Raw genomic sequence first — 22,914 nt, 5'->3', positions numbered from 1 at the left:
TATGTTGCGTTGCACGATTTTTGGGCAAAGTTTTACCCTTGATAACGAAGTTGTGAAGGGATAAACCTTGCCGCTGAGGTCTGTATTAAATTTGTTATCAGAAACCGCGTATTGTGCTCTGCGACATCGGTGGATAAGTACCAAAAAATGCTTGATTTCGGCACAAAATAGCATCCTAAATACTTCACTTATGCACAGACGCGGGAAAAAAAAGCGATTTTTCCGTCTCCTAGGAACCGTTTTCCAAGTGATTGATTTTAAAGAGAAATAATTTTGAATTTTGACCCGGTTTACGGCAGCGGCAAGTTGTATCTCCGTGCTTTCCGGGGATTAAGTTTTCTTTGTCCACAAAGTTATCCACAAAAACTGTGGATACTTCAAAGCGCCCCAGTTGTGGCGGTATTTCCGCCGAATTGCCGCATGAATTTTCTACTGTGACAGGATCCATGTCGGGCCTTTTCCACCATTGCATCCTTCAGATTGCGCTTGATACGCCGCTGAACGCGATTTTCGACTACCGCTGGCATTGCGATGCCGCAGAGCAGCCGCAAGTCGGCCAGCTGGCGCTGGTGCCGTTCGGCCGCCGCGAGGTGATGGGGCTGATCGTCGGCGTGGTGGCCGAAACCGATGTGCCGGTGGATAAGTTGAAAGACGCATTGGCCGTGCGCAGCCAACTGGGACCGTTGGCGCCGGAATGGCTGGCGCTGGCCGGCTTTGCCGCCGACTACTACCAGCGTCCGCTGGGCGAGGTGGCGCTGCCGGGCTTGCCCAAGAACCTGCGCGTGCTGACCACGGTGGCGCTGGACCGCGCGTTGAAGAAGCTGGCCAAGCACGACGTGCCGCACGACGGCACGCCGCTGAACATGCCGGTGCTCAACCCGTCGCAGCAGGAAGCGGCGGACGCCATCGGCGGGGCCGAAGGCTTCAAGCCGACGCTACTGTACGGCGTGACCGGCAGCGGCAAGACCGAGGTCTATCTGCAATCCTGCGCGCAGGTGCTGGCGCGCGAACCGGATGCACAGATCCTGATACTGGTGCCGGAAATCAACCTGACGCCCCAGCTGGAGGGCAATATCCGCGCGCGCTTCCCCGGCGTGATGCTGGCGACGCTGCACAGCAGCCTGTCGGAAGGCGAGCGCATGCTGCACTGGCTGGCCGCGCACCAGGGCAAGGCGCGCATCGTGCTCGGCACGCGGCTGGCCATCCTGGCGTCGCTGCCCAAGCTGAAGCTGATCGTCATCGACGAAGAGCACGATCCCTCGTACAAGCAGCAGGAAGGCTTGCGCTATTCGGCGCGCGACCTGGCCGTGTGGCGCGCCTGGCAGCTGGGCATACCGATCGTGCTGGGCTCGGCCACGCCGTCGCTGGAGAGCTGGCACCATGCCCAGTCTGGCCGCTACCGCAAGCTGGAGTTGCGCGAGCGGGCCGTCAAGAACGCGGTGCTGCCGCAAGTCAAGCTGCTGGACATGGAGCGCGACAAGCCCAAGGACGGGCTGACGTCGCACCTGATCGCGGCGATCAGGCAGCGCATGGAGCGCGGCGAACAGTCGCTGCTGTTCCTGAACCGGCGCGGCTATGCGCCGGTGATCTGCTGCGAATCCTGCGGCTGGATCAGCGAATGCACGCGCTGCACCTCGTTCATGGTGCTGCACCGTCCGGAACACCGGCTGCGCTGCCACCATTGCAGCCTGGAGCTGCGCATCCCGCGCCATTGCCCGACCTGCGGCAACGTCGACCTGCAGCCGCTGGGGCGCGGCACGCAGCGCGTCGAGGAAGGCTTGCAGGCGCTGTTCCCGGAGGCGCGGGTGCTGCGCATCGACGCCGATTCGACCCGCAAGAAGGGCAGCGCGCAGGAAGCCTTCGACACCGTGCACCGGGGCGAGGTCGATATCCTGATCGGCACGCAGATGGTGGCCAAGGGCCATGATTTCAAAAAACTGACGCTGGTCGGCATCCTGAATCCGGATACGGCGCTGTTTTCGCAGGACTACCGCGCCAGCGAGCGCCTGTTTGCGCAGCTGATGCAGGTGGCGGGCCGCGCCGGCCGCGCCGCCCAGACCGAAGGCGGCAGCGCCAGCGAGGTGCTGATCCAGACCCGCTATCCGCAGCATCCGCTGTACGGCGCGGTGGTGCATCACGATTACGACCATTTCGCGTCGGCGCTGCTGGAGGAACGCGAGCAGGCCGCCCTGCCGCCTTATCTGTTCCAGGCGCTGCTGCGGGCCGAGGCGCCCGAGCTGGCGACGGCCATCGAATTCCTGACCATCGCCCGCGATTGCGTCGAGCATCCGGGCATCACGATCAACGATCCAATACCGATGAGCATGACCCGCGTGCACAACGTCGACCGCGCGCAATTGCTGGTCGAATCGGCGTCGCGGCCCATGCTGCAAGCGTTCCTGAAGGAGTGGCTGCTCACTCTGCGGGAGATGAAGAGCCGCGTGAAGTGGTCGCTGGAAGTCGATCCGCTGGATATTTAAATCAGGAAGCGCTGGGCGGTGGCGACGACCTGCTCGCTGAGCGCGCGGGTGAACGGCGTGTCCAGGTTCCAGGCGTGCCAGTTCAGCGCCATGTCGACATGCCGGCCGGGCGCCAGGTCGACCAGCCGGTCCTCCGCCAGCGCGCGCGACACCTGCATCTGCGGCATCAATCCATAGCCCAGGCTGCCGTAGACGCATTCGCTGGTGGCCGCCGACAGCGGCATCAGGTGGCGCGGATACGGACCCTTCAGGTCCAGCACCTGCTGCAGGAAGCCAGCCATCATGTCCGTATCGCTGGCCACGGCCGGTGCCAGCCGCGCCGCCTCGACGGAAAAACCGTCGCCGAACCAATGGCCGGCAAACACCGGCGTCGCCACGCAGACGTAGCGCATCTTGCCCAGCGGCGTGATGTCCGGGCCGTTGGCGTGCGGGCTGGCGTGCTCCTGGGCGGCGGCCACGCAGCCGAACACGCTGCCTTCCTGCACCAGGTGCAGCGCCATCTCCTGCGTGGCCAGCTGCACGTTCAGCTGGCAGCGCGGCGGCGACAGCAGCGGTTGCAAGCTCATCGGGAACCAGGTCGCCAGGCTGGCGGCATCCACCGCCAGCGCGATCTCCGGCATGCTGACCTTGTTGCCCAGGTCGATATCCAGCGCCGCTTCCATCAGCCTGACGTTGCGGTGGTGCGACACCAGCCGCTGTCCCAGTCCGGTCGGCACCGCGGGCTGGCCGCGTACGATCAGCAGCCGGCCGGCGGCATCCTCCAGCGCCTTGATGCGCTGCGATACGGCGGACTGGCTGATGCCCAGCGCCAGCGCGGCCTTTTCGAAGCTGCCCTGGCTGGCAACGGCGTCCAGCACGGCCAGCGCGCGATAGTCCAAGGATCCCATAAGCAACACTTATAAAAATAGAAAACGATAAGCGATACTAATACTGTTTTGCCCGCAAGTAAAACTCGATTGCGCAATCGGAGTAGACTATTCCCTATGAAAACCCTACGAACCGAAGTCGCCGTGATCGGTGCCGGCACGGCCGGCATGACGGCCTACCGCGCCGCCACCACCGGCGGCAAGAAAACGTTGCTGATCGAAGGTAACGTCTACGGCACCACCTGCGCGCGCGTCGGCTGCATGCCGAGCAAGCTGCTGATCGCGGCGGCCGAGGCGGCGCACATGCTGCAGGCGGCGCCGGCGTTCGGCGTGCATCCGGGCGAAGTGCGCATCGATGGCAAGGCCGTCATGGCGCGCGTGCGCAGCGAGCGCGACCGCTTTGTCGGCTTCGTGGTCGAGAGCGTCGACGGCTATCCGGCCGAGGACAAGCTGCACGGCCACGCGCGCTTCCTCAGCCCCACCCTATTGCAGATCGACGAGCACACGCTGGTCGAGGCCGAGCGTTTCGTCATCGCCACTGGTTCGACGCCCATCGTGCCCGACGAGTGGCGCGCCGCCGGCGAACGCGTGATCACCAGCGACGATGTGTTCTATTGGGACGACTTGCCGGAATCGATCGCCGTGGCCGGCACCGGCGTCATCGGGCTGGAGCTGGGCCAGGCGCTGGCGCGGCTGGGCGTGCGCGTGACCGTGTTCGGACGCGGCGGCAGCGTCGCGCAGCTGACCGATCCGGAAGTGCTGGAGGTGGCGCGCCACGCCATGATGGACGAGCTGGACGTGCGCTTCAAGACCCGCGTGGTGCGCGTCGAGCGCGACGGCGACGGCCTGGCCGTCACCAGCGAGGACGCCAACGGCGAGCAGCGCACCGAACGCTTCAGCTACCTGCTGTCGGCCATCGGCCGGCGGCCGAACGTGCACAAGCTGGGCCTGGAAAACACCGGCCTGGAGCGCGATCACCACGGCATTCCGCTGTACGACAAGCGCACCATGCAATGTGGGCAGAGCGCCATCTTCATCGCCGGCGACGCCGACAACGAGCGTCCGCAATTGCCGGAGGCGGCCGATCAGGGCCGCATCGCCGGCGACAACGCTGCCCGCTACCCGACGGTCCAGCCCGGCCTGCGCCGCACGCCGCTGACGATCGCCTTCACCGAGCCGCAGATCGCCACGCTGGGCGCCAGCTACGGGGAATTGTGCGTCAGCCACGCCGGCCGCTTCGCCGTCGGCAAGGTGTCGTTCCACAACCAGGGCCGCAGCCGTGTGATGCTGCAAAACAAGGGTCTGCTGCGGGTGTACGCCGAGTACGGCAGCGGCGTTTTCCTGGGCGCCGAGATGGTGGGGCCGCGTGCCGAGCACATCGGCCATCTGCTGTCCTGGGCCTGCCAGGCCGGGTTGACCGTCAGCGCCATGCTGGACATGCCGTTCTACCATCCGGTGGTGGAAGAAGGCGTGCGCACCGCGCTGCGCGACCTGTCGCATCACCTGGCCAACGCGCCGGCGCATGACTGCGCATGCGTCGATAGCACTCCCGCGCCGTAAAACCGCAGGCTGTCAGTTGAGCATCGCGTCCAGGCGGCCTTGCGCGGCCAGGTCGCGCAGCACGCGGATGGTGTCGATGTCCGATTCCTGGTAGGCCGAACGGCGGAATTCATCGTACATCGCGTTGGCGGCGTCGGTCGCCGCGTCGTGGCCGTCTTCGTACTGGAAGCGCACGTACAGCGTGTCGTCGGTCGGCGTTTCGATCGTCATCGTCAGGCTCGATTCGCTGATGTCCTGCTGCGCCGCCACCTGGTAGCGCACCTTGCGCATCGGTTCCAGCAGCACGCGGTCTTCAATGACCAGGTCGCCGTAGCGCAGGCGGCGGCGGAAGCCGTTGTCGCTGCGCTCGTCGATCATGCATTCGTCCAGGTGCGGCACAAACAGCTTCGGCGATTCGGCCCGCAGCACCAGGCCGCTCCACAGCTGCTTGATGCTCAGCGCATCGATCAGCGGGTTGAGTGGATCGTTAATTTCAATTAAATGTTCGAATTTCATAGTACTAACCGTAAAAGCGCGACGCCCCCGGGCGCCAATCCCGCATGGTAACGCAAATGCCGCCCGTGCTTCATGCGGCGCATCAGTACTGCTCCCAGGCGGGATCGGTGCTGAAGCGCCGGGAAAAGAAATCGATGAAGGCGCGGCTCTTGGGCGGCAGGAACTTCCGGTTCAGGTAGACCGCTGAAATCATCGACTCGTCCGACTGGTAGCCGGGCATGATGCGCACCAGTTCCCCGCTGCGCAGTTGCTCGCTAACGTGCCAGGTCGCCAGCAGCGCGATGCCCAGGCCGTCGACGGCGGCGTCGCGCACCGCCAGCCCGCTGTCGCTGCGCAAGCGGCCGCTGACGCGCAGGTTCAATTCCTTGCCGTCCGGGTCGCGCAAATGCCATGGATCCATCGCCTGCATCACCAGGCACTGATGCCGCGTCAGCTCGGATGGATGTTGGGGCGTGCCGTGTTGCTTCAGGTAGGCCGGCGACGCACACAGCACCGTGCGGCTGCGCGCCAGTGGCCGCATCACCAGGGCCGAGTCGCGCAGCGGGCCGATGCGGATGGCGACGTCGATGCCGTCGGCCGCCAGGTCGTGATGGCTGTCGGCCAGGCGCAGGTCCAGCTGCACTTCGGGATAGCTGCGCAGGAATTCGGCGATCGCCGGCATGATGTGGGCGCGGCCGAAGGTGACCGATGAGGCCACCCGCAGCAGGCCGCGCACCTGCGCGTTGCCGCCGCCGACCGACGCCACCGCCTGCTCGGCGGAATCGAGCAGGACCCGGGCCTGCTCGAGGAAGGCCTCGCCCTCCTGCGTGACGGTGATCTGGCGCGTGGTCCGGTGCAGCAGGCGCGCGCCCAGCTGCGTTTCCAGCTGCGCCATGCGGGCGCTGGAGGCGGCCGGCGACAGGCCGAATTCGCGCCCGGCGGCGGACAGGTTGCGGGTGACGCATACCCGCACAAACAGTGCCACGTCGGTCAGGTCCAGGGCCATTTGATTGTTTTGGTGAAGAATGATTTCATCATTATGCCAATTATCAAACTAAATCAGGCGATCCATACTGCGTCCATCCAAACTTATTCAGAGGAAACGCCATGAAAGCCATCGCCGTCAGCAACACCGCCCTGCAGGACGTGGAAATCGCCGTTCCGGCCGCCACCGGCCGCGATCTGCTGGTCAAGATCGAAGCCATTTCCGTCAATCCGATCGACACCAAGGTGCGCGCCGGCGAAGCGGCCGGCGCCGCCCCGCGCGTGCTGGGCTGGGATGCGGCCGGCACCGTCACCGCCGTCGGCCCGGACGCGACCTTGTTCAAGGTCGGCGACACCGTGTATTACGCCGGCAGCATCGTGCGCCCCGGCGCCAACAGCGAGTTCCACCTGGTCGACGAGCGCATCGTCGGGCGCAAGCCGGCCAGCCTGGACTTCGACCACGCCGCCGCCCTGCCGCTGACCTCGATCACGGCCTGGGAAGCGCTGTTCGACCGGCTGGCCATCCGCCGCGACGGCGGCGATGCCGGCAAGAGCGTGCTGATCATCGGCGGCGCCGGCGGCGTCGGCTCGATCGCCATCCAGCTGGCCAAACAGCTGGCCGGCCTGAAGGTGATCGCCACCGCCTCCCGCCCGGAATCGGCCCAGTGGGTGCGCGAGCTGGGCGCCGACCACGTGATCGACCACAACGGCGACATGCCGGCGCAGCTGCTGGCGCTGGACGTCAATGCCGTCGACTACGTGATGTGCCTGAGCGACACCGATCCGCACTTCGACGCCATCGCGCAGGTGATCGCGCCGCAGGGCAAGGTGGTCAGCATCGTCCACAACACCGCGCCACTGGACATGGACAAGCTGTTCGCCAAGAGCGTGACCTGGGTCTGGGAAATGATGTTTGCCCGCTCGATGTTCGGCACGCCGGACATGATCGAACAGCACAAGCTGCTCAACGAAGTGGCGGCGCTGATCGACGCCGGCAAGCTGAAAACCACCCTGGGCGAGGTCTACGGCAAGATCAGCGCCGCCAACCTGCGTCGCGCGCACGAGGCGCTGGAAGGCCGCCGCACCATCGGCAAGATCGTGCTGTCCGGATTCTGAGCGGCGGCGCTGCTACAATGGCTGATTGTTCCTCAGCCATTTTCCCAGCCATAGCGCCCCTCGATGTCCAAAGCACCACAATTCGGCCTTAACGTACCGCAGAGCGAAGCGGTGACCTACCTGGACGGCCCCTGCCTGGTGCTGGCCGGCGCCGGCTCGGGCAAGACGCGCGTGATCACGCAGAAAATCGCCCACCTGATCGAGGACCGCGGCTACGATCCGCGCACCATCGCCGCGCTGACCTTCACCAACAAGGCGGCGCTGGAGATGCAGGAGCGGATCGCCAAGCTGCTCAAGCAGCCCCGGCAGGCCAAGCAGCTGACCGTCTCCACCTTCCACTCGCTGGGCGTCAAGATCCTGCGCCAGGAAGCCAACGGCGTCGGCCTCAAGGACCGCTTTTCCATCATGGACAGCGACGATTGCGGCTCGCTGATCCAGGACCTGGCCATCACCACCGACAAGCAGGTGGTGCGCCGCATCCAGACCGACATCTCGCTGTGGAAGAACGGCCTGGTCGATCCGATGATCGCGCTGCAGCAGGCCAAGGACGAGGACGAGGCGCAGTCGGCCCGCATCTACGCCAGCTACGTGGCCACGCTGTCGGCCTACCAGGCGGTGGACTTCGACGACCTGATCCGGCTGCCGGTGGAGCTGTTCCGCAACAACGAGCCGATCCGCGACAAGTGGCAGCGCCGCCTGCGCTACCTGCTGATGGACGAGTACCAGGACACCAACACCTGCCAGTACGAGCTGGTCAAGCTGATGGTGACGGGCATCGGCAAGAAACCGATGTTCACCGCCGTGGGCGACGACGACCAGGCGATCTATGCCTGGCGCGGCGCGTCGGTGGAAAACCTGAAGACGCTGCAGACCGACTTCCCCGACCTGCAGGTGATCAAGCTGGAGCAGAACTACCGCTCCACCACGCGCATCCTGCAGGCGGCCAACGCGGTGATCGGCAACAACCCGAAGCTGTTCGAGAAATCGCTGTGGTCGGAACACGGCCTGGGCGAGCCGATCAACGTGCTCGGCATGGCCAACGACGATCAGGAAGCCGAGCAGGTGGCGATCATGATTTCGGCCGACCATTTCCAGCGCAAGAACAAGTGGTCCGACTACGCCATCCTGTATCGCGGCAACCACCAGGCGCGCATCATCGAGCAGGCGCTGCGCAAGGAACGGATACCGTACACGATCTCCGGCGGCCAGAGTTTCTTCGACAAGGCCGAGATCAAGGACATCATTTCCTACCTGCGCCTGCTGGCCAACACCGACGACGACCCGGCCTTCATCCGCGCGGTGACCACGCCGCGCCGCGGCGTCGGCCAGTCGACCCTGGAAACGCTGGGCACCTTTTCCGGTCAATGGCAGTGCTCGCTGTTCGAGGCGGTGTTCAAGGGCGGCATCGAAGGCTTGCTGAACGACCGCCAGCTGCTGCCGCTGCGCGAGTTTTGCAACTTCATCAACAACCTCGAGGCGCGCGCCAGCCGGCCCGGCCCGAGCGGCAGCGGCGACAACGCGGCGCAGGTGCTGGACGACCTGCTGGAAGCGATCAACTACGAATCCTTCCTCTACGATATGTTCGACGAGCGCGCCGCCCAGGGCAAGTGGCAGAACGTGCTGGAGTTCACCAACTGGCTCAAGGAGCGCGGCCGCGGCGGCAAGGACCGCGACAGCGAGGAAAAGAACGTGCTGGAGCTGACGCAGATGGTGGCGCTGATGTCCATGCTTGAAGGCCAGGACGAGGATCCGGACGCGGTGCGCATGTCGACCCTGCACGCGTCGAAGGGGCTGGAGTATCCGCACGTGTTCCTGGTCGGCGTCGAGGAAGGCATCCTGCCGCACAAGGGCGATCCCGACGCGCCGGCCGAAACCATCGCCGCCCGCGTGCAGGAAGAGCGGCGCCTGATGTATGTCGGCATCACGCGCGCGCAGCGCACCCTGCAGATCACCTGGTGCAAGAAGCGCAAGCGCGCCGGCGAGCAGGTGCATTGCGACCCGTCGCGCTTCATCAAGGAGATGGAGCTCGACGTCGGCACCGCCGTGCCGATGGAATCGGAAGTGATCTCGCCGAAGGAAAGGCTGGCAAGGATGAAGGAACTTTTAGCCACACCGAAAGCATAAGCGCTTGCTGTGGCGCCGCTATGTGCTAGCATCGGTTCGGGCCGATCCGGCTCGATTCCATCGGAGGTGACCTTGCGTACTCGATTTTTCGCTGCTCTCATGCTGGCCTGCGCGCTGCTGCCGTCGGCGCAGGCGGCCGAATTTGCCACCAAGCCGGAAGCCGAGGCCATGGTGCAGAAGGCCCTCAAATTCCTGAAAGCCAACGGCAAGGAAAAAACCTATGCCGAAATCGACAAGAAGGACGGTCCGTTCACCGACCGCGACCTGTACCTGACGGTCTACGGCCTCGACGGCGTGGTGCGCGCGCATGGCGCCAACGCCAAGATGATCGGCAAGAATCTGATGGAAATTAAGGACGTCGACGGCAAGGCCTTCGTCAAGGAGCGGGTCGAGCTGGCGAAGAAAAAGCAGCCGTTCTGGCAGGACTATAAATTCACCAACCCGGTCAGCGGCAAGATCGAGCCGAAGTCCATGTATTGCGTGCCCGAGGACGACATGGTGGTCTGCGGCGGGGTGTACCTGAAGTAAGCTGAAGCAAGGGCGGTACAATGCATGCTTTCCAGCAGGGAGCATGCCGTGAGCATCACCGAAGACCGCTTTATCGATATCGAAATCAAACTGGCGCACCAGGAGCACCTGGTGGAGTCGCTGAACCAGCGCGTCTACGAGCAGCAGCAACAGATCGACAAGCTGGAGCAGATGTGCGCGGCGCTGGTCCAGCACGTGCGCGACCAGGCCCAGAGCGGTGGCGGCGGCGCCCTCGCGCACGAGCCGCCGCCGCACTACTGATTCACTGCTGGTTCAGGCCAGCACCGCGCGCAGCGCTTCCACCACCATCGCATGGTCTTCCGCCTGGCGCATGCCGGAGACGGTGATCGTGCCGATGATGCCGGTGTCCTTGATGGCGATCGGGAAGGCGCCGCCGTTGGCCGCGTAGTCCACCGGGTCCAGGTACTTGATCTCGTCGAAGGCCACGCCGCGATGTTTGTGGTCGATGCCGATGTAGAACGAGCAGCGGCCGAAGCGCGCCACCACATTGTTCTTGCGGCGTATCCAGTCGGCCTGGTCGGCCGACGCACCCTGCATCGCGTGATGGAACAGGACCTTGCTGTTGACGGTGATATTGACCGTGATGGCCTTGCCCTGCTGCCTGGCCAGCTCGATCACCTTCAAGCCCAGCGCCAGCGCGGCATCGCTGTCGAAGGCGGCAAATTGCAACTCTTTTTCCTGCTGCGCAAGGGTTTCCAGCAGTTCCGCGTAATTTTCCATCGATGTTCCTGTGTGGGTGACAAGCTGCGAGTTTAGCCGACCACGTGCCTGGTACGCTATACTGATCCGTTGCGAGCCGCATTCCGCCTGACCTTTCAAGCCATCCATGCATATCGACGTATCCTCCCTGCTCTTCGTCATGACGCTGAACATGCTGGTGATGGCGGCCGCCTTGCCGTACTTTATGGGGCGGGTCAACCAGACGGCGCACCGCGCCCAGGCCGGCATCCTGATGCAGACGGCCGGCTGGGTACTGCTGCTGCTGTCGAGCCAGTTCCCGCCCCAATCGTTGATGGATCGTTTGCTGTCGACGCTGTCGATGGCCTGCATCGCCGGCGGCATGGCGCTCAACGCCGCCGCCTTCGACCTGTGGTGCGGCCGCGCCGCGACCGCGCGCGCGCCGGCGGTGATCGCCGCGCTGCTGACGGTCGGCTATGGCGTCGGCTTCAGCAGTTACGCCTTCCGCGTCGGCTGGTCGAACGGCTTGCTGACGCTGCAGATGGCGACGGTGGTCTACGCGCTGTGCCGCGCGCCGCAGGTGACGGTCGGGCGCTGGCGCTGGCTGCTGGTGATCTCGCTGCTGGCGCAGATGGTGGTGACCGCCTGGCGCGGCGTGCTGGGCGCCTTCTACACCGCCGATTTCCCCAACTTCTTCGCGCCGCACCTGGTCAACCTGGTGTTCGCGCTGGTGGCCAACGTGACGGTGGTGCTGTCGCTGGCGGCCATCCTGCTGGCGCACCGCGACGAGGCCGCGCGCGAACTGCAGCGGCTGGCCACGGTCGACGGCCTGACCGGCGCCCTGAACCGCCGTGCCTGGCTGGAACGGGCCACGGCCGACCTGGCCATCGGCGCGCGCTACCAGAATCCGGTCGGCGTGCTGATGCTGGACCTGGACTACTTCAAGCTCATCAACGACAAGCGCGGCCATGATGCCGGCGACCGCGCGCTGCGCGTGTTCGCGCAGGCGCTGCAGGCGGTCAGCCGCACCGGCGACATGGTCGGCCGCTACGGCGGCGAAGAGTTTTGCGTGCTGCTCAACCATGCCGATGCGCCCGCCGTGCTGGCCTACGACCTGCGCTTGCGCCGCTGGCTGGCGGCCAACGCCATGCCGCAACTGGGCTTCGAACTGTCCTACAGCGCCGGCTTCGCGATGCGCGCGGCCGGCGCCGACACCATCGAAGCGATGCTGTCGCGCGCCGACGTCGCGCTGTACCGCGCCAAGGCGCTCGGACGCGGCTGCACCCTCGATGCGCAGGACGTGCAGCCGGAGCTGGCCGGACTGGCCTAGTGGTTACCGTCCACTAGCGGAAGGCGAAGCCGCCGCGCGCGGCCCGGCGGTCGGCCGTCTCCTGCCAGATGTGGGTCAGGCCCGTGTTTGGCTGCAGGCCCAGTTCACCCTTGGCATAGGCGGCGCTGAGGCGTCGCATCGCCGGCTCGAAGTCCAGGCCCGCCGCCTTCTCGTACAGCGATGCCGCCAGCGCCAAATTCTTTTCGACACCGAGGCCCGCCTCGTACAACGCCGCCAGGCGATGCATGCCGTCCGCGTTGCCATGGTCGGCGGCGGCTTGGTACAGGCCGGCGGCCTTGACCACGTCCTTCTCCACGCCCTGGCCGTGTTCGTACAGGCCGCCCAGCGCCGCCTGGGCCGCGCCGTTGCCCTGCGCCACGGCGCGCACATACCAGTCGCGGGCGCTGGCATAGTCCTGCGCCACGCCGCTGCCGGTTTCGTAGGCATAGCCCAGGTTGTTCTGCCCCATGGCGTTGCCATGCTCGGCCGCCACGCGTTGCCAGGACACGCCTTCGACCGGATCGGCGGCGACGCGCACGCCATGCGTCAGCGCCAGGCCAAGGCGGATCTGCGACGGCACGTCGCCGCCCTGCGCCGCGCGACGCAGGTGCTTGATGCCATCCTCGTCGTTGATCGGCACGCCGCGCCCGGTCAGGTACATCATGGCCAGGTCGCCGTCGGCGGCGGCGTTGTGCTTGTCCGACGCGCGCTGCAGCCACAGTTGCGCCTGCTGAGTGTCCTGCGCCACGCCATAGCCGTACAGGTAGTAGCGGCCCAGGTTGGCTTGCCCCCAGGTATTGCCGCCTTCCGCCGCCTTGCGGTACCAGCCGGCCGCTTCGGCGTAGTCCTGCTTGACGCCGCGGCCGTTGCCGTACAAGACGCCGAGATTGTTTTCCGCCGCGTGGTTGCCTTGGGCCGCAGCCTTGCGGTACCAGTCCATCGCCATCGCGTAGTCGCGCGGCACGCCGGTGCCCGATTCGTGCAGCGACCCCAGTTTCAACTGCGCGGCGGAGAGGCCGCCCTCGGCGGCTTTCCGCACCCAGACCGCCGCTTCGTTGTGGTCCTGCGGCGCATTGGTGCCGGTCGACAGGCGGTGGGCCAGTTCAAACTGGGCCTGCGCCAGGCCCTCGTCCAGCGTCACGCGGAACGTGGCCAGGCTGACCGCCTGGTTGGGGGCGCCGTTGCTGTAGGCCTTGGCCAGCAGGTACAGCGCTTCCGGATCGCCGGCCAGCGCGGTGGCGCGGTACTGGTCCACCTCCTGCTGATTGACCTTCACCTTGGAAGGGCCTTCGATGGTCCAGACATATTGCATCTGCATCCAGGCGCTGGCGGCGCGGCCGTCGACGGTCCCGGGCTTGAAATGGCAGCGGCGCAGTCCGTTTATCGCCGCCTCGTCCAGCAAGGGGAAGCCGCTGGACCTGGTGACCTTGGAATCGCCAACGGAACCGTCGGCGTCGATCAGGAAGGCCAACGTCACCGTGCCGGTCTGTTCCTTGCGCAGCGCTTCCTTGGGCCACTCGGGCTTGGCGCAGGTGGAGAAATCGGCGACGGCCGCCGTGCGCTCGACTCCGGCGGCACTCAGGCCGAACGATGCGGAAATGCCCAGCGCGGCGGCCAGCAGCCGCAAAGGAGTCGTGGTACGGGGCATGGCGTATCCTTAATGTTTCAAATTTGAAAACGGTAGAATAGGGTGAAATTATTTATTTGTCTATTACGGCCAAGACAGGTTGTCGGTGTTCTGGGCGAGCGGTAAGGCGTGATATCCTGAAGTGGTCATCAAGATAGTCAGCAGGGAAACCATGGAAACCGTTACCTTAGCCGAGGCCAAAGCCCAATTGAGCCGCCTGATTGCTCTTGTGGAGGCGGGTGGAGAAGTCACGATCACCAAGCGCGGCCGTCCGGTGGCTCAAATCGTGGCGAGCAAGTCTGTTCCGCAGCAATTTCCTACCCTCGATGAATTAAGGGCGCGCCTTCCCCATCAGGATGAGTCGGCGGGCGATTTTATCCGGCGGCTCCGGGATACCGATCGCTACTGATGCGATACGTGGACACCAGCGTCCTGATCGCCTATCTGACACCAGAAGCCGACAGCGCTGTCGCGAAAGCCTTCATGCTGAGTGTAGGGGAGCCTCTGGCCATCAGCAGTTGGTCCGAGCTCGAATTGCTATCGGCTCTGGGAGTAAAGTTGCGCACAAAGCAGTTGACTGATGCGCAGGCGAAGGATGTCATCGATGTCTACATGCGGTTGGTATCGCCGCAATTTCGCCGTCTTGCGGTGCTTGATGCCGACCATCGCAATGCCGCGTTACTGCTTAGCGGCTGGCAAACGGCGCTGCGCGCTGGTGACGCGTTACACCTTGCCATCGCTGCAGGTCATGGTGCAACAGTGTTCACGCTGGATCATGGCATGGCCGTCGCAGGTAATATTCTAGGAATTTCCGTCAACCTGCTCTAGATGGGCAAAGATATGCTGACGTTAAGTGTCGATTTTTACTGTCCTCGTTCGTCGTAGCATACAGAGGGTGGTCCTCTACTTTTCAGGAGATTAATCATGACGACGAATACTGTTCAACTGCAACGCGTTCTCAAATCTACGCCGGAGCGTGTGTACCGCGCCTTCCTGGACGCCGACGCGATGGCCAAATGGCTGCCGCCAAATGGCTTCACCGGCAAGGTGCATCAAATGGATGCGAAGGTCGGCGGCAGCTATCGGATGTCGTTCACCAACTTCACTACCGGCGGCGGCCACTCCTTCGGCGGCGAATATCTGGAACTGGTGCCGAATGAGCGCCTGCGTTACACCGCCGTATTCGACGACCCGAACCTGCCGGGCACGATGCAGACGACGGTGACACTGCGGGCAGTGTTCTGCGGCGTCGAGCTGAAGGTTGTGCAGGAAGGCATACCGGAGGTCATTCCTGCGGAGATGTGCTATCTCGGCTGGCAGGAGTCGTTGGTTTTGCTGGGCCAGCTGGTCGAGGCCGAGATTCGCGAATGACGCTTGCTCTCGCCACCATCGCCAGGTATTTTGTAGTGGGTATCGAAGCCGGCATATGCAACGATGACGAGGCGAGAGAGTGGGCGCTTGCTGTGATCGGCGCGATGGACGCGCCCCCTTTTGAAATCATCGAAGTCTCCTGGCATAAACCACGCGAACGGCTGATTGATGATCTCAACGCCGTTCAGGGCGAGGCTGATGGCGAGCAGGCGGGAAATTGGCTGCTTGGTACTTTGCATGCCTCCGTCGCGCCAGATGGCAATCTCTGGCGCTATCTAAAGTCGGCGCTCCACATCGTGAACGCGACAGGCTTGGAGCGGTCGCTTTACTACGAGTTGGATGGCATTGCCGACGAGCTGGAATTGGCGGAAAGAGGTGTTTATGGAACCGTTGCAGAATCCCGCACCTCATTTCAGACTCTGCTAAAGAATTTCGCCCTGCCTCCATTTGCCAACGGTTGGTCCGACATTATTTTTGAAGTGCAAAGTTAAATTGCACAGGTTGTAGTACGGTCATGGCTGACATGGAATGCCAGTGAAGCATAAGCTGCCTCGACGCCAAGCCGGTCACGCAATTACAGGGGAGGAATTCTCCATGGAATTTTGTGTGCAGCGGTATTTTTTGCCGAGTCGTTTGCGCAGTTTTCTTGATGCTTGCGAGGATGTGGTGCTACGATCTGATGACCATCCAGATAGTCAGGAGGTTCTCATGTGCACGTTTTCTTTGGCCGAAGCGAAGGCGCAGCTGAGCAAGCTGATCGAGTTGGTGGAAGGCGGTGAGCAGGTGACGATCACCAAGCGTGGAAAAGCAGTCGTCAAGATCGTGAAAAGCGATCCGCCGCGCCAGCATGTCCCCAGCTTGACCGAACACCGGGCCGGCATTCGTTATCTGGGCGAGCCGGCAGCGGAATTCATACGTAAAATGCGCGATTCGGACCGCTTCTGATGCGGTATATCGACACCAGTATCTTGATGGCTTTCCTGCTTCCTGAATCCGGCAGTCAACTCGCTGAACGCTTGATGACCAGTCCTGGCGATGCCTTGGCGTTTAGCAGTTGGACCGAAGTGGAATTACTGTCTGCCTTGGGCATACAGCTTCTTGCGCAGCTAGGAGGCTGATCAATCGAGACGTCAAATCGGCCCTGCGCTGACAGGCGATGCATCCACACTTGAATTGAACCGGCAGCGTCGTTATGCTGGCCTACATTTCCACAGAGGAGTAAACATGGGCAAGGGTAGGCTTGAGGCATTCAGCGATGGCGTCATCGCCATCATCATCACCATCATGGTGCTGGAGCTGAAGGTGCCGCATGGAGCGGACTGGGCGGCGCTGCAGCCTTTGTGGCCGGTGTTCCTCAGCTACGTGCTGAGCTTTGTCTACGTTGGCATTTACTGGAACAACCACCATCACCTGATCCACACCGTCGGCCAGGTCACCGGCGGTGCGCTGTGGGGCAATCTGCATCTGCTGTTCTGGCTGTCGCTGGTGCCGTTCGTCACGGGCTGGATGGGCGAGAACCATTTCGCCGCCGTGCCGCTGGCCTGCTATGGCTTTGTGTTGTTGATGTCCAGCGTCGCCTACCTTGTTCTGGCAAGGTGCCTGGCGTCGAACAACGAGGCGGTGAAGGTCGCGCTGGGCAAGGATCGCAAGGGCAAGCTCTCCACATTGCTGTACGCGGCAGGCATCGCGGTGTCGTGCGTGCAACCGATGGCGGGCTTCGCGATCTACGTTGTGGTTGCCGCGATCTGGTTCATCCCCGACCGTCGATTTGAACGGCGTTAATTTAGCGCTTGTTCGTAGTTCGACTGGCCTCGGACGGATATCTTTAGCCCAAATAGCACCAGCCCGCCGAACGAGGCGATGACAATCAGAAGGACAGACGTGCGCAACGTCTCGAGATATGGCGCCGTTTCAGACCACATCATCCAGGGACGCGCGGTCGTTGGCGAACATATCGAGAAATTGTGCACGCCAAGGTGCGGTTTTGTAGAATTTATCTCGCGTGGTGAGTAGCAATTCCCCGTTTTCCGACCTGCCGGGGTATAGCTTCAATTTACCTCGAAGTTCCGGATCGGATTTCATGGTCCGCACGAAGGTACGTTCGTCGATTCCTATCGCTTCTGCAAGGTCTTGGATGGTCCTGGCAAGATAGTTTAGTTGGGATCTTCCAGTGCGGCGAGAATTTGTGGCCTGAGCTTTTCCAGTTCCTCGTGATTGATCGCGTTCATCAGATTTCCTCCTGACAATCCATGTACTCTACGTCGCGCGTTATTTAGCCTCTTTGACGCGCCTCATAATCCTACGCCGAAGTCCCGCCCAGCGCTTTCTGTTTGGCCTTGCTCAGCGACTCCACCGCGCGGCGGTACGAGCCGGCCACCAGTTCGGCCAGGTAGTCGGCCGGGAACTGGCTGACGTCGACGATGGTCACCCAGTGAAAGCGGCCCATGTAGCGGGCCGGCTTCACGCCCGGCATGTCGGTCAGCTCCAGGAAGCGGTCCGGCGTGACGCGCACGCTGAAACGCCATCGCTCCGGCTCGCTGGTCTTGAAATACGCGAAGGTCTTGTCCTCGACCTTGTAGACCAGGATGTTCGACGGCTCGCCATGCAGCGTCTCCACGGCGCCGGGAAATTGCAGGCAATGGCGTTTCAGTTGTTGGGTATTCATTTCTACGGTCGATTGTTGCGTCGGGACGTCAGCATAGCTGTAAAATTACTAACAATACAGAGCTTTCTTCGGAAAACCGTCTTGCTTTCCGATCAAGTGCAGTGCAGCATTTTTTGCCAGTGACTACCGCCATATCACCCTGATATGATCTTGCGCTTCCATGCTGCGCTTCGCCGCGTCAGCATTTTTCCTTGGCGTTTATTGAAAGATGCAACCATGTCCCGTCCTCAAATGCTAGTCATCGCGGCCGCTCTCGGCCTGGCGTTTTCCCAGACTGTACTCGCGGCGCCGGCCGCCTCGCTGGCCGGCAATCCGCTGGCCGCCGCCAGCACGCTGCCGTTCCACTACCCGGCGTTTGACAAGATCAAGGACGAGCACTTCCTGCCGGCCTTCGCCGAGGGCATGCGCATCCAGCTGAAGGAAATCGACGCCATCGCCAACAACAAGAAGCCGGCCACGTTCGACAACACCATCGTCGCGATGGAAAAATCCGGCGCGCTGCTGACCCGCGTGCAAACCACCTTCAGCAACCTGCAAGGCGCCAACACCAACGACAAGCTGGACGCCATCGACAGCGAAATGTCGCCGAAGCTGGCCGCCCACAACGACACGATCTTCCTCAACGCCAAGCTGTTCGCCCGCGTCCAGTCGCTGTACGACAAGCGCGACACGCTCAAGCTCGACGCCGAGTCCAAGCACCTGCTGGAACGCTATCACACCGATTTCGTCCGCGCCGGCGCCAAGCTGTCGGCCGCCGACAAGGAAAAACTGAAAGCCATCAACGGCACCATCGCCATGCTGCAAACCACCTTCACCCAGAACGTGCTGAAGGAAACCAACGCCTCGGCGCTGGTGGTCGACACCCGCGCCGAACTGGCCGGCATGAGCGCCGCCGCCATCGACGCCGCCGCGGCAGCCGCCAAAGCCAAGGGCATGGACGGCAAGTTCCTGGTGGCCGTGGTCAACACCAGCGGCCAGCCGCCGCTGGCCGTGCTGACCGACCGCGCCGTGCGCGAGAAGCTGATGGCCCTGTCGCTGGCGCGCGGCAGCCACGGCGGTGAATTCGACAACCGCGACGTGGTGCTGAAGATCGCCAAGGCGCGCGCCGAGAAAGCCGCGCTGTTGGGTTATGCCAACTTCGCCGCCTACTCGCTGGAAGACCAGACCGCGCACGACACCGCCGCCGTCAACAAGCTGTTGGGCGAGCTGGCCAAGCCGGCCGTCAACAACGCCAGGAAAGAAGCGGCCGACCTGCAAGCGGTGGTCGATGCGGAAAAAGGCGGCTTCCAGATCGATGCGGCCGACTGGGCCTTCTACACCGACAAGGTGCGCGCGCAGCGCTTCTCGCTGGACGAGAACCAGCTCAAGCCCTACTTCGAACTGAACAACGTGCTGACCAATGGCGTGTTCTACGCCGCAGGCAAGCTGTACGGCCTGTCGTTCAAGGAGCGCAAGGACCTGCCGGTGTACAACCCGGACGTGCGCGTGTTCGACGTGTTCGACGCCGACGGCAAGCAGCTGGCGATCTTCCTGGCCGACATGTACGCCCGCAGCAACAAGCAGGGCGGCGCATGGATGAACGAGTACATCTCGCAATCGTCGCTGCTGGGCACGCATTCGGTGGTGGCCAACCACCTCAACATTCCCAAGCCGCCCGCAGGCGAGCCGACCTTGCTGACCTACGACGAAGTGAAGACCGCCTTCCACGAGTTCGGCCATGCGCTGCACGGCATGTTCTCGAATGTGAAGTACCCGCGCTTCTCCGGCACCAACGTGCCGCGCGACTTCGTCGAGTATCCGTCGCAGGTCAACGAGATGTGGGCCGTGTGGCCGGAAGTGCTGGCCAACTACGCCAAGCACTACAAGACCGGCGCGCCGATGCCGAAGGAACTGCTGGACAAGGTCATCGCCACCAAGAAATTCAACCAGGGCTTCCTGACCACCGAGTACCTGTCGGCCTCGCTGCTGGACCAGCGCTGGCACCAGCTGACGCCGGCGCAGATCCCGACCGACGTGCTGGGCTTTGAAGCGCAATCGCTGAAGGACATGGGCGTCGATTTCGCGCCGGTGCCGCCGCGCTACCGCACCACCTATTTCTCGCACAGCTTCTCCGGCGGTTACTCGGCCGGCTACTACGCCTACCTGTGGTCGGAAAAACTGGACGCCGACACCGTCGAATGGTTCAAGGAAAAAGGCGGCCTGAAGCGTGAAAACGGCGACTGGTTCCGCGCCAAGCTGCTGTCGCGCGGCGGCACCGATGACGCCATGAACCTGTTCCGCAACTTCCGCGGCCGCGACGCCGTCATCGAACCGCTGCTGGAACGCCGCGGCCTGACCGGGAAATAATCCATGAACCAGACCAATATCTTCATCGCGACCGCCGTGGCGGCCGTCTGCGGCAGCGCGTACGCGGCCGAACCGGCATCGATGCTGCCGGCCAGTAATCCGTTCGCCACGGTCAGCCCGCTGCAGTGGGGCTATCCGCAGTTCGACAAGATCAAGAACGAAGACTACGCGCCGGCCTTCGCCGAAGGCATGCGCATCAACGCCGCCGAGATCGAGGCCATCGCCAACAATCCGAAACCGGCCACCTTCGACAACACCATCGTCGCGCTGGAAAAGTCCGGCCAGCTGCTGTCGCGCGTGTCGACCGTGTTCTTCAGCCTGTCCGGCGCCAACACCAACGACACGTTCAAGGCGCTGGAGCGTGAGCTGTCGCCCAAGCTGTCGGCGCACAGCGACGCGATCCGCCTCAACGCCAAGCTGTATGCGCGCATCAAGTCGCTGTACGACAAGCGCGACAAGCTGCATCTGGACGCCGAGTCGAAATACCTGCTGCAGCGCTACAACACCGACTTCGTGCGCGCCGGCGCCAGGCTGTCCGACGCCGACAAGGAAAAACTGAAGGCGATGAACGGCGAGCTGGCCAAGCTGCAGACCAGCTTCGCGCAGAACGTGCTGGAAGAAGCCAATGCATCGGCGCTGATCGTCGACACCCGCGAAGAGCTGGCCGGCATGTCGGACAAGGCGATCGACGCCGCCGCCGCCGTCGCCAAGACGCGCGGCCTGGAAGGCAAGTTCGCCATCCCCGTCGTCAACACCACCGGCCAGGCCAACCTGGCGGTGCTGACCAACCGCGCCGTGCGCGAACGCCTGATAGCCGCCTCGCTGGCGCGCGGCAGCCACGGCGGCAAGTTCGACAACACGGACGTCGTGCTGAAGCTGGCCAGGCTGCGCGCGGAAAAAGCGGCGCTGCTGGGCTACCCCAACTTCGCCGCCTACTCGCTGGAAGACCAGACCGCGCAAACGCCGGAAGCGGTCAACAAGATGCTGTCCGAGTTCGCCCGCCCGGCCGTCGCCAACGCGAAGAAGGAAGGCGCCGAGATCCAGCAGGTGATCGACAAGGAAAACGGCGGCTTCCAGTTGGCCGCCCAGGACTGGTCGTTCTACAGCGACAAGGTGCGCGCCGAGCGCTTCAATTTCGACCAGAACCAGCTCAAGCCCTACTTCGAACTGAACAACGTGCTGACCAACGGCGTCTTCTTCGCCGCCAACAAGGTCTACGGCCTGACGTTCAAGGAACGCAAGGACTTGCCGGTCTACGATCCGGACGTGCGCGTGTGGGACGTGTTCGATGCCGACGGCAAGCAGCTGGCCATCTTCATCGGCGACTACTACGCCCGCAGCAACAAGCGCGGCGGCGCCTGGATGAATGCCTACGTGTCGCAGTCCAAGCTGATGGGCACGCATCCGATCATCGCCAACCACCTGAACATTCCGAAGCCGAACGCCGGCGAGCCGACGCTGCTGACCTACGATGAGCTGCGCACCGCCTTCCACGAGTTCGGTCATGCGCTGCACGGCATGTTCTCCAACGTGAACTATCCGCGCTTCTCCGGCACCCGCGTGCCGCGCGATTTCGTCGAGTTCCCGTCGCAGGTCAACGAGATGTGGTCGGTGTGGCCTGAAGTGCTGGCCAATTACGCCAAACACTACCAGACCGGCGCGGCCATGCCGCAGGAGCTGCTGGACAAGGTGATCGCGTCGAAGAAATTCAACGAGGGCTTCCGCACCACCGAGTACCTGGCCGCCTCCATGCTGGACCAGAAATGGCACCAGCTGGGCGCGTCGCAGATCCCGACCGACCTGCTGGGCTTCGAGGCGGCATCGCTGAAGGCGGCCGGCGTCGACTACGCGCCGGTGCCGCCGCGCTACCGCACGACCTACTTCTCGCATGTCTTCTCCGGCGGCTACTCGGCCGGCTACTACGGCTACCTGTGGTCGGAAAAGCTCGACGCGGATACCGTCAACTGGTTCAACGAGCACGGCGGCATGCTGCGCAAGAACGGCGACTGGTTCCGCAAGATGCTGCTGTCGCGCGGCGGCACCATGGATGCGATGGACATGTACCGCAAGTTCCGCGGCCGCGATGCCACCATCGAGCCGCTGCTGGAGCGCCGCGGCCTGACTGAGAAGTAAGCAAGGTTGAGCAACGAACAAGATGCCGGACTCGATTTGTGTAAGAATCGAGTCCGGCATCTTTTTTTATGAGTAAGATAGAAGACATGAGCAACGAACTGCACGGCGTAACGCTGGAAGCCATCGTCACCCGTTTGCACGCGCATTACGGTTGGGACCAGCTGGGCCAGCGGATCGACATCAATTGTTTCATCAGCGATCCCAGCATCAAGTCCAGCCTGAAATTCCTGCGCAAGACACCGTGGGCCAGAGCCAGGGTCGAAGAACTTTACGTGGCCACGAAATTTACCGACTAGGGGACTAATATGGACAGCAATCTGAAGGAATCACTGAGCTCCCTGCGCAGCAACCTGGCCAGCGCCGGTCCGATCGACGACGAGTTGAAGGATTTGCTGACGCAGCTGGACGGCGACATCAAGCTGCTGCTGGAGCGGCGCGCGGCCGAAGCCGAACCGGGCCCGAGCACCACCTACGGCCTGGCCGAACGCACCCAGGAAATCTCCGCCAAGTTCGCGGCACAGCATCCGCAACTGGAGCCGGCCCTGCGCGAGCTGGGCAATATCCTGTCTAGCATGGGGATTTAAAGCGGAGGAAGGACCCGGGGAACCTAA

General features: G+C 63.3%; 24 protein-coding genes. 17 read left to right on the top strand and 7 right to left on the bottom strand.

Features of this window, described 5'->3' with window-relative positions; translation table 11 throughout:
- Window positions 1-229 precede the first annotated feature (229 nt).
- The gene (locus ABWW33_RS11325; RefSeq protein ID WP_353401604.1) at window positions 230-448 is read right to left on the bottom strand and encodes a hypothetical protein; all 219 of its coding nucleotides are present in this window, start codon (window positions 446-448) and stop codon (window positions 230-232) included.
- On the opposite strand from ABWW33_RS11325, the gene ABWW33_RS11320 reads away from it, so the two are divergent.
- Window positions 447-2,480 carry a primosomal protein N' gene (locus ABWW33_RS11320; RefSeq protein WP_353401602.1) on the top strand — a complete coding sequence of 678 codons (2,034 nt, stop codon included), beginning with the start codon at window positions 447-449 and terminating at the stop codon, window positions 2,478-2,480. The genes ABWW33_RS11325 and ABWW33_RS11320 overlap by 2 nt on opposite strands.
- Here the strand turns inward: ABWW33_RS11320 and ABWW33_RS11315 are convergent.
- Window positions 2,477-3,367 (bottom strand): ArgP/LysG family DNA-binding transcriptional regulator, encoded by an 891-nt coding sequence (locus ABWW33_RS11315; RefSeq protein WP_353401600.1) that lies wholly within the window; start codon window positions 3,365-3,367, stop codon window positions 2,477-2,479. The genes ABWW33_RS11320 and ABWW33_RS11315 overlap by 4 nt on opposite strands.
- A gap of 96 nt (window positions 3,368-3,463) precedes the next feature.
- On the opposite strand from ABWW33_RS11315, the gene ABWW33_RS11310 reads away from it, so the two are divergent.
- Window positions 3,464-4,906, top strand: a complete 1,443-nt coding sequence (locus ABWW33_RS11310; RefSeq protein ID WP_353401598.1) for a dihydrolipoyl dehydrogenase — start codon at window positions 3,464-3,466, stop codon at window positions 4,904-4,906.
- 12 nt (window positions 4,907-4,918) lie between these two features.
- Here the strand turns inward: ABWW33_RS11310 and ABWW33_RS11305 are convergent, their stop codons facing one another.
- On the bottom strand, window positions 4,919-5,401 hold the full coding sequence (locus ABWW33_RS11305) for an SRPBCC family protein (protein ID WP_176653388.1): 483 nt from the start codon (window positions 5,399-5,401) through the stop codon (window positions 4,919-4,921).
- 82 nt (window positions 5,402-5,483) lie between these two features.
- Complete coding sequence (locus ABWW33_RS11300; protein ID WP_353401596.1) at window positions 5,484-6,386, bottom strand: LysR family transcriptional regulator; 903 nt, start codon at window positions 6,384-6,386, stop codon at window positions 5,484-5,486.
- A gap of 101 nt (window positions 6,387-6,487) precedes the next feature.
- On the opposite strand from ABWW33_RS11300, the gene ABWW33_RS11295 reads away from it, so the two are divergent.
- The 4 genes from ABWW33_RS11295 to ABWW33_RS11280 all read left to right on the top strand — a co-directional run bounded on the left by ABWW33_RS11295 (window position 6,488) and on the right by ABWW33_RS11280 (window position 10,393).
- On the top strand, window positions 6,488-7,480 hold the full coding sequence (locus ABWW33_RS11295; RefSeq protein WP_353401594.1) for a zinc-binding alcohol dehydrogenase family protein: 993 nt from the start codon (window positions 6,488-6,490) through the stop codon (window positions 7,478-7,480).
- 63 nt (window positions 7,481-7,543) lie between these two features.
- Window positions 7,544-9,604, top strand: coding sequence for a UvrD-helicase domain-containing protein (locus tag ABWW33_RS11290; RefSeq protein ID WP_176653391.1), 2,061 nt, complete (start codon window positions 7,544-7,546; stop codon window positions 9,602-9,604).
- A gap of 66 nt (window positions 9,605-9,670) precedes the next feature.
- Complete coding sequence (locus ABWW33_RS11285; protein ID WP_413447752.1) at window positions 9,671-10,132, top strand: cache domain-containing protein; 462 nt, start codon at window positions 9,671-9,673, stop codon at window positions 10,130-10,132.
- 48 nt (window positions 10,133-10,180) lie between these two features.
- Window positions 10,181-10,393: a SlyX family protein gene (locus tag ABWW33_RS11280; protein WP_353401590.1), complete on the top strand. Its 213-nt coding sequence runs from the start codon at window positions 10,181-10,183 to the stop codon at window positions 10,391-10,393.
- Between the two features lie 12 nt (window positions 10,394-10,405).
- Here ABWW33_RS11280 and ABWW33_RS11275 read toward each other — a convergent pair whose 3' ends face one another.
- Window positions 10,406-10,873, bottom strand: a complete 468-nt coding sequence (locus ABWW33_RS11275) for a heme-degrading domain-containing protein (protein ID WP_353401588.1) — start codon at window positions 10,871-10,873, stop codon at window positions 10,406-10,408.
- Between the two features lie 106 nt (window positions 10,874-10,979).
- Here ABWW33_RS11275 and ABWW33_RS11270 point away from each other — a divergent pair, with 106 nt between their 5' ends.
- Window positions 10,980-12,161: a GGDEF domain-containing protein gene (locus ABWW33_RS11270; RefSeq protein ID WP_353401587.1), complete on the top strand. Its 1,182-nt coding sequence runs from the start codon at window positions 10,980-10,982 to the stop codon at window positions 12,159-12,161.
- 13 nt (window positions 12,162-12,174) lie between these two features.
- Here ABWW33_RS11270 and ABWW33_RS11265 read toward each other — a convergent pair whose 3' ends face one another.
- Entirely contained in the window at window positions 12,175-13,809 is a 1,635-nt protein-coding gene (locus tag ABWW33_RS11265; RefSeq protein ID WP_353401585.1) for a TonB family protein, read from the bottom strand.
- A 151-nt stretch (window positions 13,810-13,960) separates the two neighbouring features.
- Here ABWW33_RS11265 and ABWW33_RS11260 point away from each other — a divergent pair, with 151 nt between their 5' ends.
- The 6 genes from ABWW33_RS11260 to ABWW33_RS11235 all read left to right on the top strand — a co-directional run bounded on the left by ABWW33_RS11260 (window position 13,961) and on the right by ABWW33_RS11235 (window position 16,941).
- Window positions 13,961-14,197, top strand: a complete 237-nt coding sequence (locus ABWW33_RS11260) for a type II toxin-antitoxin system Phd/YefM family antitoxin (protein ID WP_176653395.1) — start codon at window positions 13,961-13,963, stop codon at window positions 14,195-14,197.
- An 8-nt stretch (window positions 14,198-14,205) separates the two neighbouring features.
- Window positions 14,206-14,616, top strand: a complete 411-nt coding sequence (locus ABWW33_RS11255; RefSeq protein ID WP_353401583.1) for a type II toxin-antitoxin system VapC family toxin — start codon at window positions 14,206-14,208, stop codon at window positions 14,614-14,616.
- Window positions 14,617-14,712: 96 nt separating this feature from the next.
- On the top strand, window positions 14,713-15,159 hold the full coding sequence (locus tag ABWW33_RS11250) for an SRPBCC family protein (RefSeq protein WP_353401581.1): 447 nt from the start codon (window positions 14,713-14,715) through the stop codon (window positions 15,157-15,159).
- On the top strand, window positions 15,156-15,650 hold the full coding sequence (locus tag ABWW33_RS11245; RefSeq protein ID WP_353401579.1) for a hypothetical protein: 495 nt from the start codon (window positions 15,156-15,158) through the stop codon (window positions 15,648-15,650). Before ABWW33_RS11250 ends, ABWW33_RS11245 begins: the two co-directional genes overlap by 4 nt.
- A 43-nt stretch (window positions 15,651-15,693) precedes the next feature.
- Window positions 15,694-16,104: a type II toxin-antitoxin system Phd/YefM family antitoxin gene (locus ABWW33_RS11240; protein ID WP_353401578.1), complete on the top strand. Its 411-nt coding sequence runs from the start codon at window positions 15,694-15,696 to the stop codon at window positions 16,102-16,104.
- Window positions 16,105-16,383: 279 nt separating this feature from the next.
- Complete coding sequence (locus ABWW33_RS11235; RefSeq protein WP_176653399.1) at window positions 16,384-16,941, top strand: TMEM175 family protein; 558 nt, start codon at window positions 16,384-16,386, stop codon at window positions 16,939-16,941.
- A gap of 517 nt (window positions 16,942-17,458) precedes the next feature.
- On the opposite strand, the gene ABWW33_RS11230 is transcribed toward ABWW33_RS11235, so the two are convergent.
- Window positions 17,459-17,824, bottom strand: a complete 366-nt coding sequence (locus ABWW33_RS11230) for an MmcQ/YjbR family DNA-binding protein (RefSeq protein WP_353401576.1) — start codon at window positions 17,822-17,824, stop codon at window positions 17,459-17,461.
- Between the two features lie 216 nt (window positions 17,825-18,040).
- Here ABWW33_RS11230 and ABWW33_RS11225 point away from each other — a divergent pair, with 216 nt between their 5' ends.
- From ABWW33_RS11225 to ABWW33_RS11210, 4 genes are all read left to right on the top strand, one after another.
- Complete coding sequence (locus tag ABWW33_RS11225; protein WP_353401574.1) at window positions 18,041-20,170, top strand: M3 family metallopeptidase; 2,130 nt, start codon at window positions 18,041-18,043, stop codon at window positions 20,168-20,170.
- A 3-nt stretch (window positions 20,171-20,173) separates the two neighbouring features.
- Window positions 20,174-22,303: a M3 family metallopeptidase gene (locus tag ABWW33_RS11220; RefSeq protein ID WP_353401572.1), complete on the top strand. Its 2,130-nt coding sequence runs from the start codon at window positions 20,174-20,176 to the stop codon at window positions 22,301-22,303.
- Window positions 22,304-22,389: 86 nt separating this feature from the next.
- Window positions 22,390-22,599: a VF530 family protein gene (locus ABWW33_RS11215; protein WP_176653403.1), complete on the top strand. Its 210-nt coding sequence runs from the start codon at window positions 22,390-22,392 to the stop codon at window positions 22,597-22,599.
- A 9-nt stretch (window positions 22,600-22,608) separates the two neighbouring features.
- Entirely contained in the window at window positions 22,609-22,887 is a 279-nt protein-coding gene (locus tag ABWW33_RS11210) for a DUF4404 family protein (RefSeq protein WP_176653404.1), read from the top strand.
- The last annotated feature ends 27 nt before the right edge of the window (window positions 22,888-22,914 follow it).

Source organism: Duganella hordei (assembly GCF_040369125.1).
In the GTDB taxonomy this organism is placed as follows: Bacteria; Pseudomonadota; Gammaproteobacteria; order Burkholderiales; family Burkholderiaceae_D; genus Rugamonas; species Rugamonas hordei.
Note: the sequence above shows the minus strand (reverse complement) of the source record. Positions and strands in the feature narration are given on the sequence as shown.

What these genes read in the sequence shown, in the direction of transcription:
- ABWW33_RS11270 (WP_353401587.1), top strand. Translation starts at nt 10,980, where the DNA reads ATGCATATCGACGTATCCTCCCTGCTCTTCGTCATGACGCTGAACATG.
- ABWW33_RS11235 (WP_176653399.1), top strand. Translation starts at nt 16,384, where the DNA reads ATGGGCAAGGGTAGGCTTGAGGCATTCAGCGATGGCGTCATCGCCATC.
- ABWW33_RS11300 (WP_353401596.1), bottom strand. Translation starts at nt 6,386, where the DNA reads ATGGCCCTGGACCTGACCGACGTGGCACTGTTTGTGCGGGTATGCGTC.
- ABWW33_RS11315 (WP_353401600.1), bottom strand. Translation starts at nt 3,367, where the DNA reads ATGGGATCCTTGGACTATCGCGCGCTGGCCGTGCTGGACGCCGTTGCC.
- ABWW33_RS11295 (WP_353401594.1), top strand. Translation starts at nt 6,488, where the DNA reads ATGAAAGCCATCGCCGTCAGCAACACCGCCCTGCAGGACGTGGAAATC.
- ABWW33_RS11230 (WP_353401576.1), bottom strand. Translation starts at nt 17,824, where the DNA reads ATGAATACCCAACAACTGAAACGCCATTGCCTGCAATTTCCCGGCGCC.
- ABWW33_RS11210 (WP_176653404.1), top strand. Translation starts at nt 22,609, where the DNA reads ATGGACAGCAATCTGAAGGAATCACTGAGCTCCCTGCGCAGCAACCTG.
- ABWW33_RS11250 (WP_353401581.1), top strand. Translation starts at nt 14,713, where the DNA reads ATGACGACGAATACTGTTCAACTGCAACGCGTTCTCAAATCTACGCCG.
- ABWW33_RS11225 (WP_353401574.1), top strand. Translation starts at nt 18,041, where the DNA reads ATGTCCCGTCCTCAAATGCTAGTCATCGCGGCCGCTCTCGGCCTGGCG.
- ABWW33_RS11220 (WP_353401572.1), top strand. Translation starts at nt 20,174, where the DNA reads ATGAACCAGACCAATATCTTCATCGCGACCGCCGTGGCGGCCGTCTGC.
- ABWW33_RS11310 (WP_353401598.1), top strand. Translation starts at nt 3,464, where the DNA reads ATGAAAACCCTACGAACCGAAGTCGCCGTGATCGGTGCCGGCACGGCC.
- ABWW33_RS11260 (WP_176653395.1), top strand. Translation starts at nt 13,961, where the DNA reads ATGGAAACCGTTACCTTAGCCGAGGCCAAAGCCCAATTGAGCCGCCTG.
- ABWW33_RS11275 (WP_353401588.1), bottom strand. Translation starts at nt 10,873, where the DNA reads ATGGAAAATTACGCGGAACTGCTGGAAACCCTTGCGCAGCAGGAAAAA.
- ABWW33_RS11320 (WP_353401602.1), top strand. Translation starts at nt 447, where the DNA reads ATGTCGGGCCTTTTCCACCATTGCATCCTTCAGATTGCGCTTGATACG.
- ABWW33_RS11290 (WP_176653391.1), top strand. Translation starts at nt 7,544, where the DNA reads ATGTCCAAAGCACCACAATTCGGCCTTAACGTACCGCAGAGCGAAGCG.
- ABWW33_RS11305 (WP_176653388.1), bottom strand. Translation starts at nt 5,401, where the DNA reads ATGAAATTCGAACATTTAATTGAAATTAACGATCCACTCAACCCGCTG.
- ABWW33_RS11245 (WP_353401579.1), top strand. Translation starts at nt 15,156, where the DNA reads ATGACGCTTGCTCTCGCCACCATCGCCAGGTATTTTGTAGTGGGTATC.
- ABWW33_RS11215 (WP_176653403.1), top strand. Translation starts at nt 22,390, where the DNA reads ATGAGCAACGAACTGCACGGCGTAACGCTGGAAGCCATCGTCACCCGT.
- ABWW33_RS11265 (WP_353401585.1), bottom strand. Translation starts at nt 13,809, where the DNA reads ATGCCCCGTACCACGACTCCTTTGCGGCTGCTGGCCGCCGCGCTGGGC.
- ABWW33_RS11325 (WP_353401604.1), bottom strand. Translation starts at nt 448, where the DNA reads ATGGATCCTGTCACAGTAGAAAATTCATGCGGCAATTCGGCGGAAATA.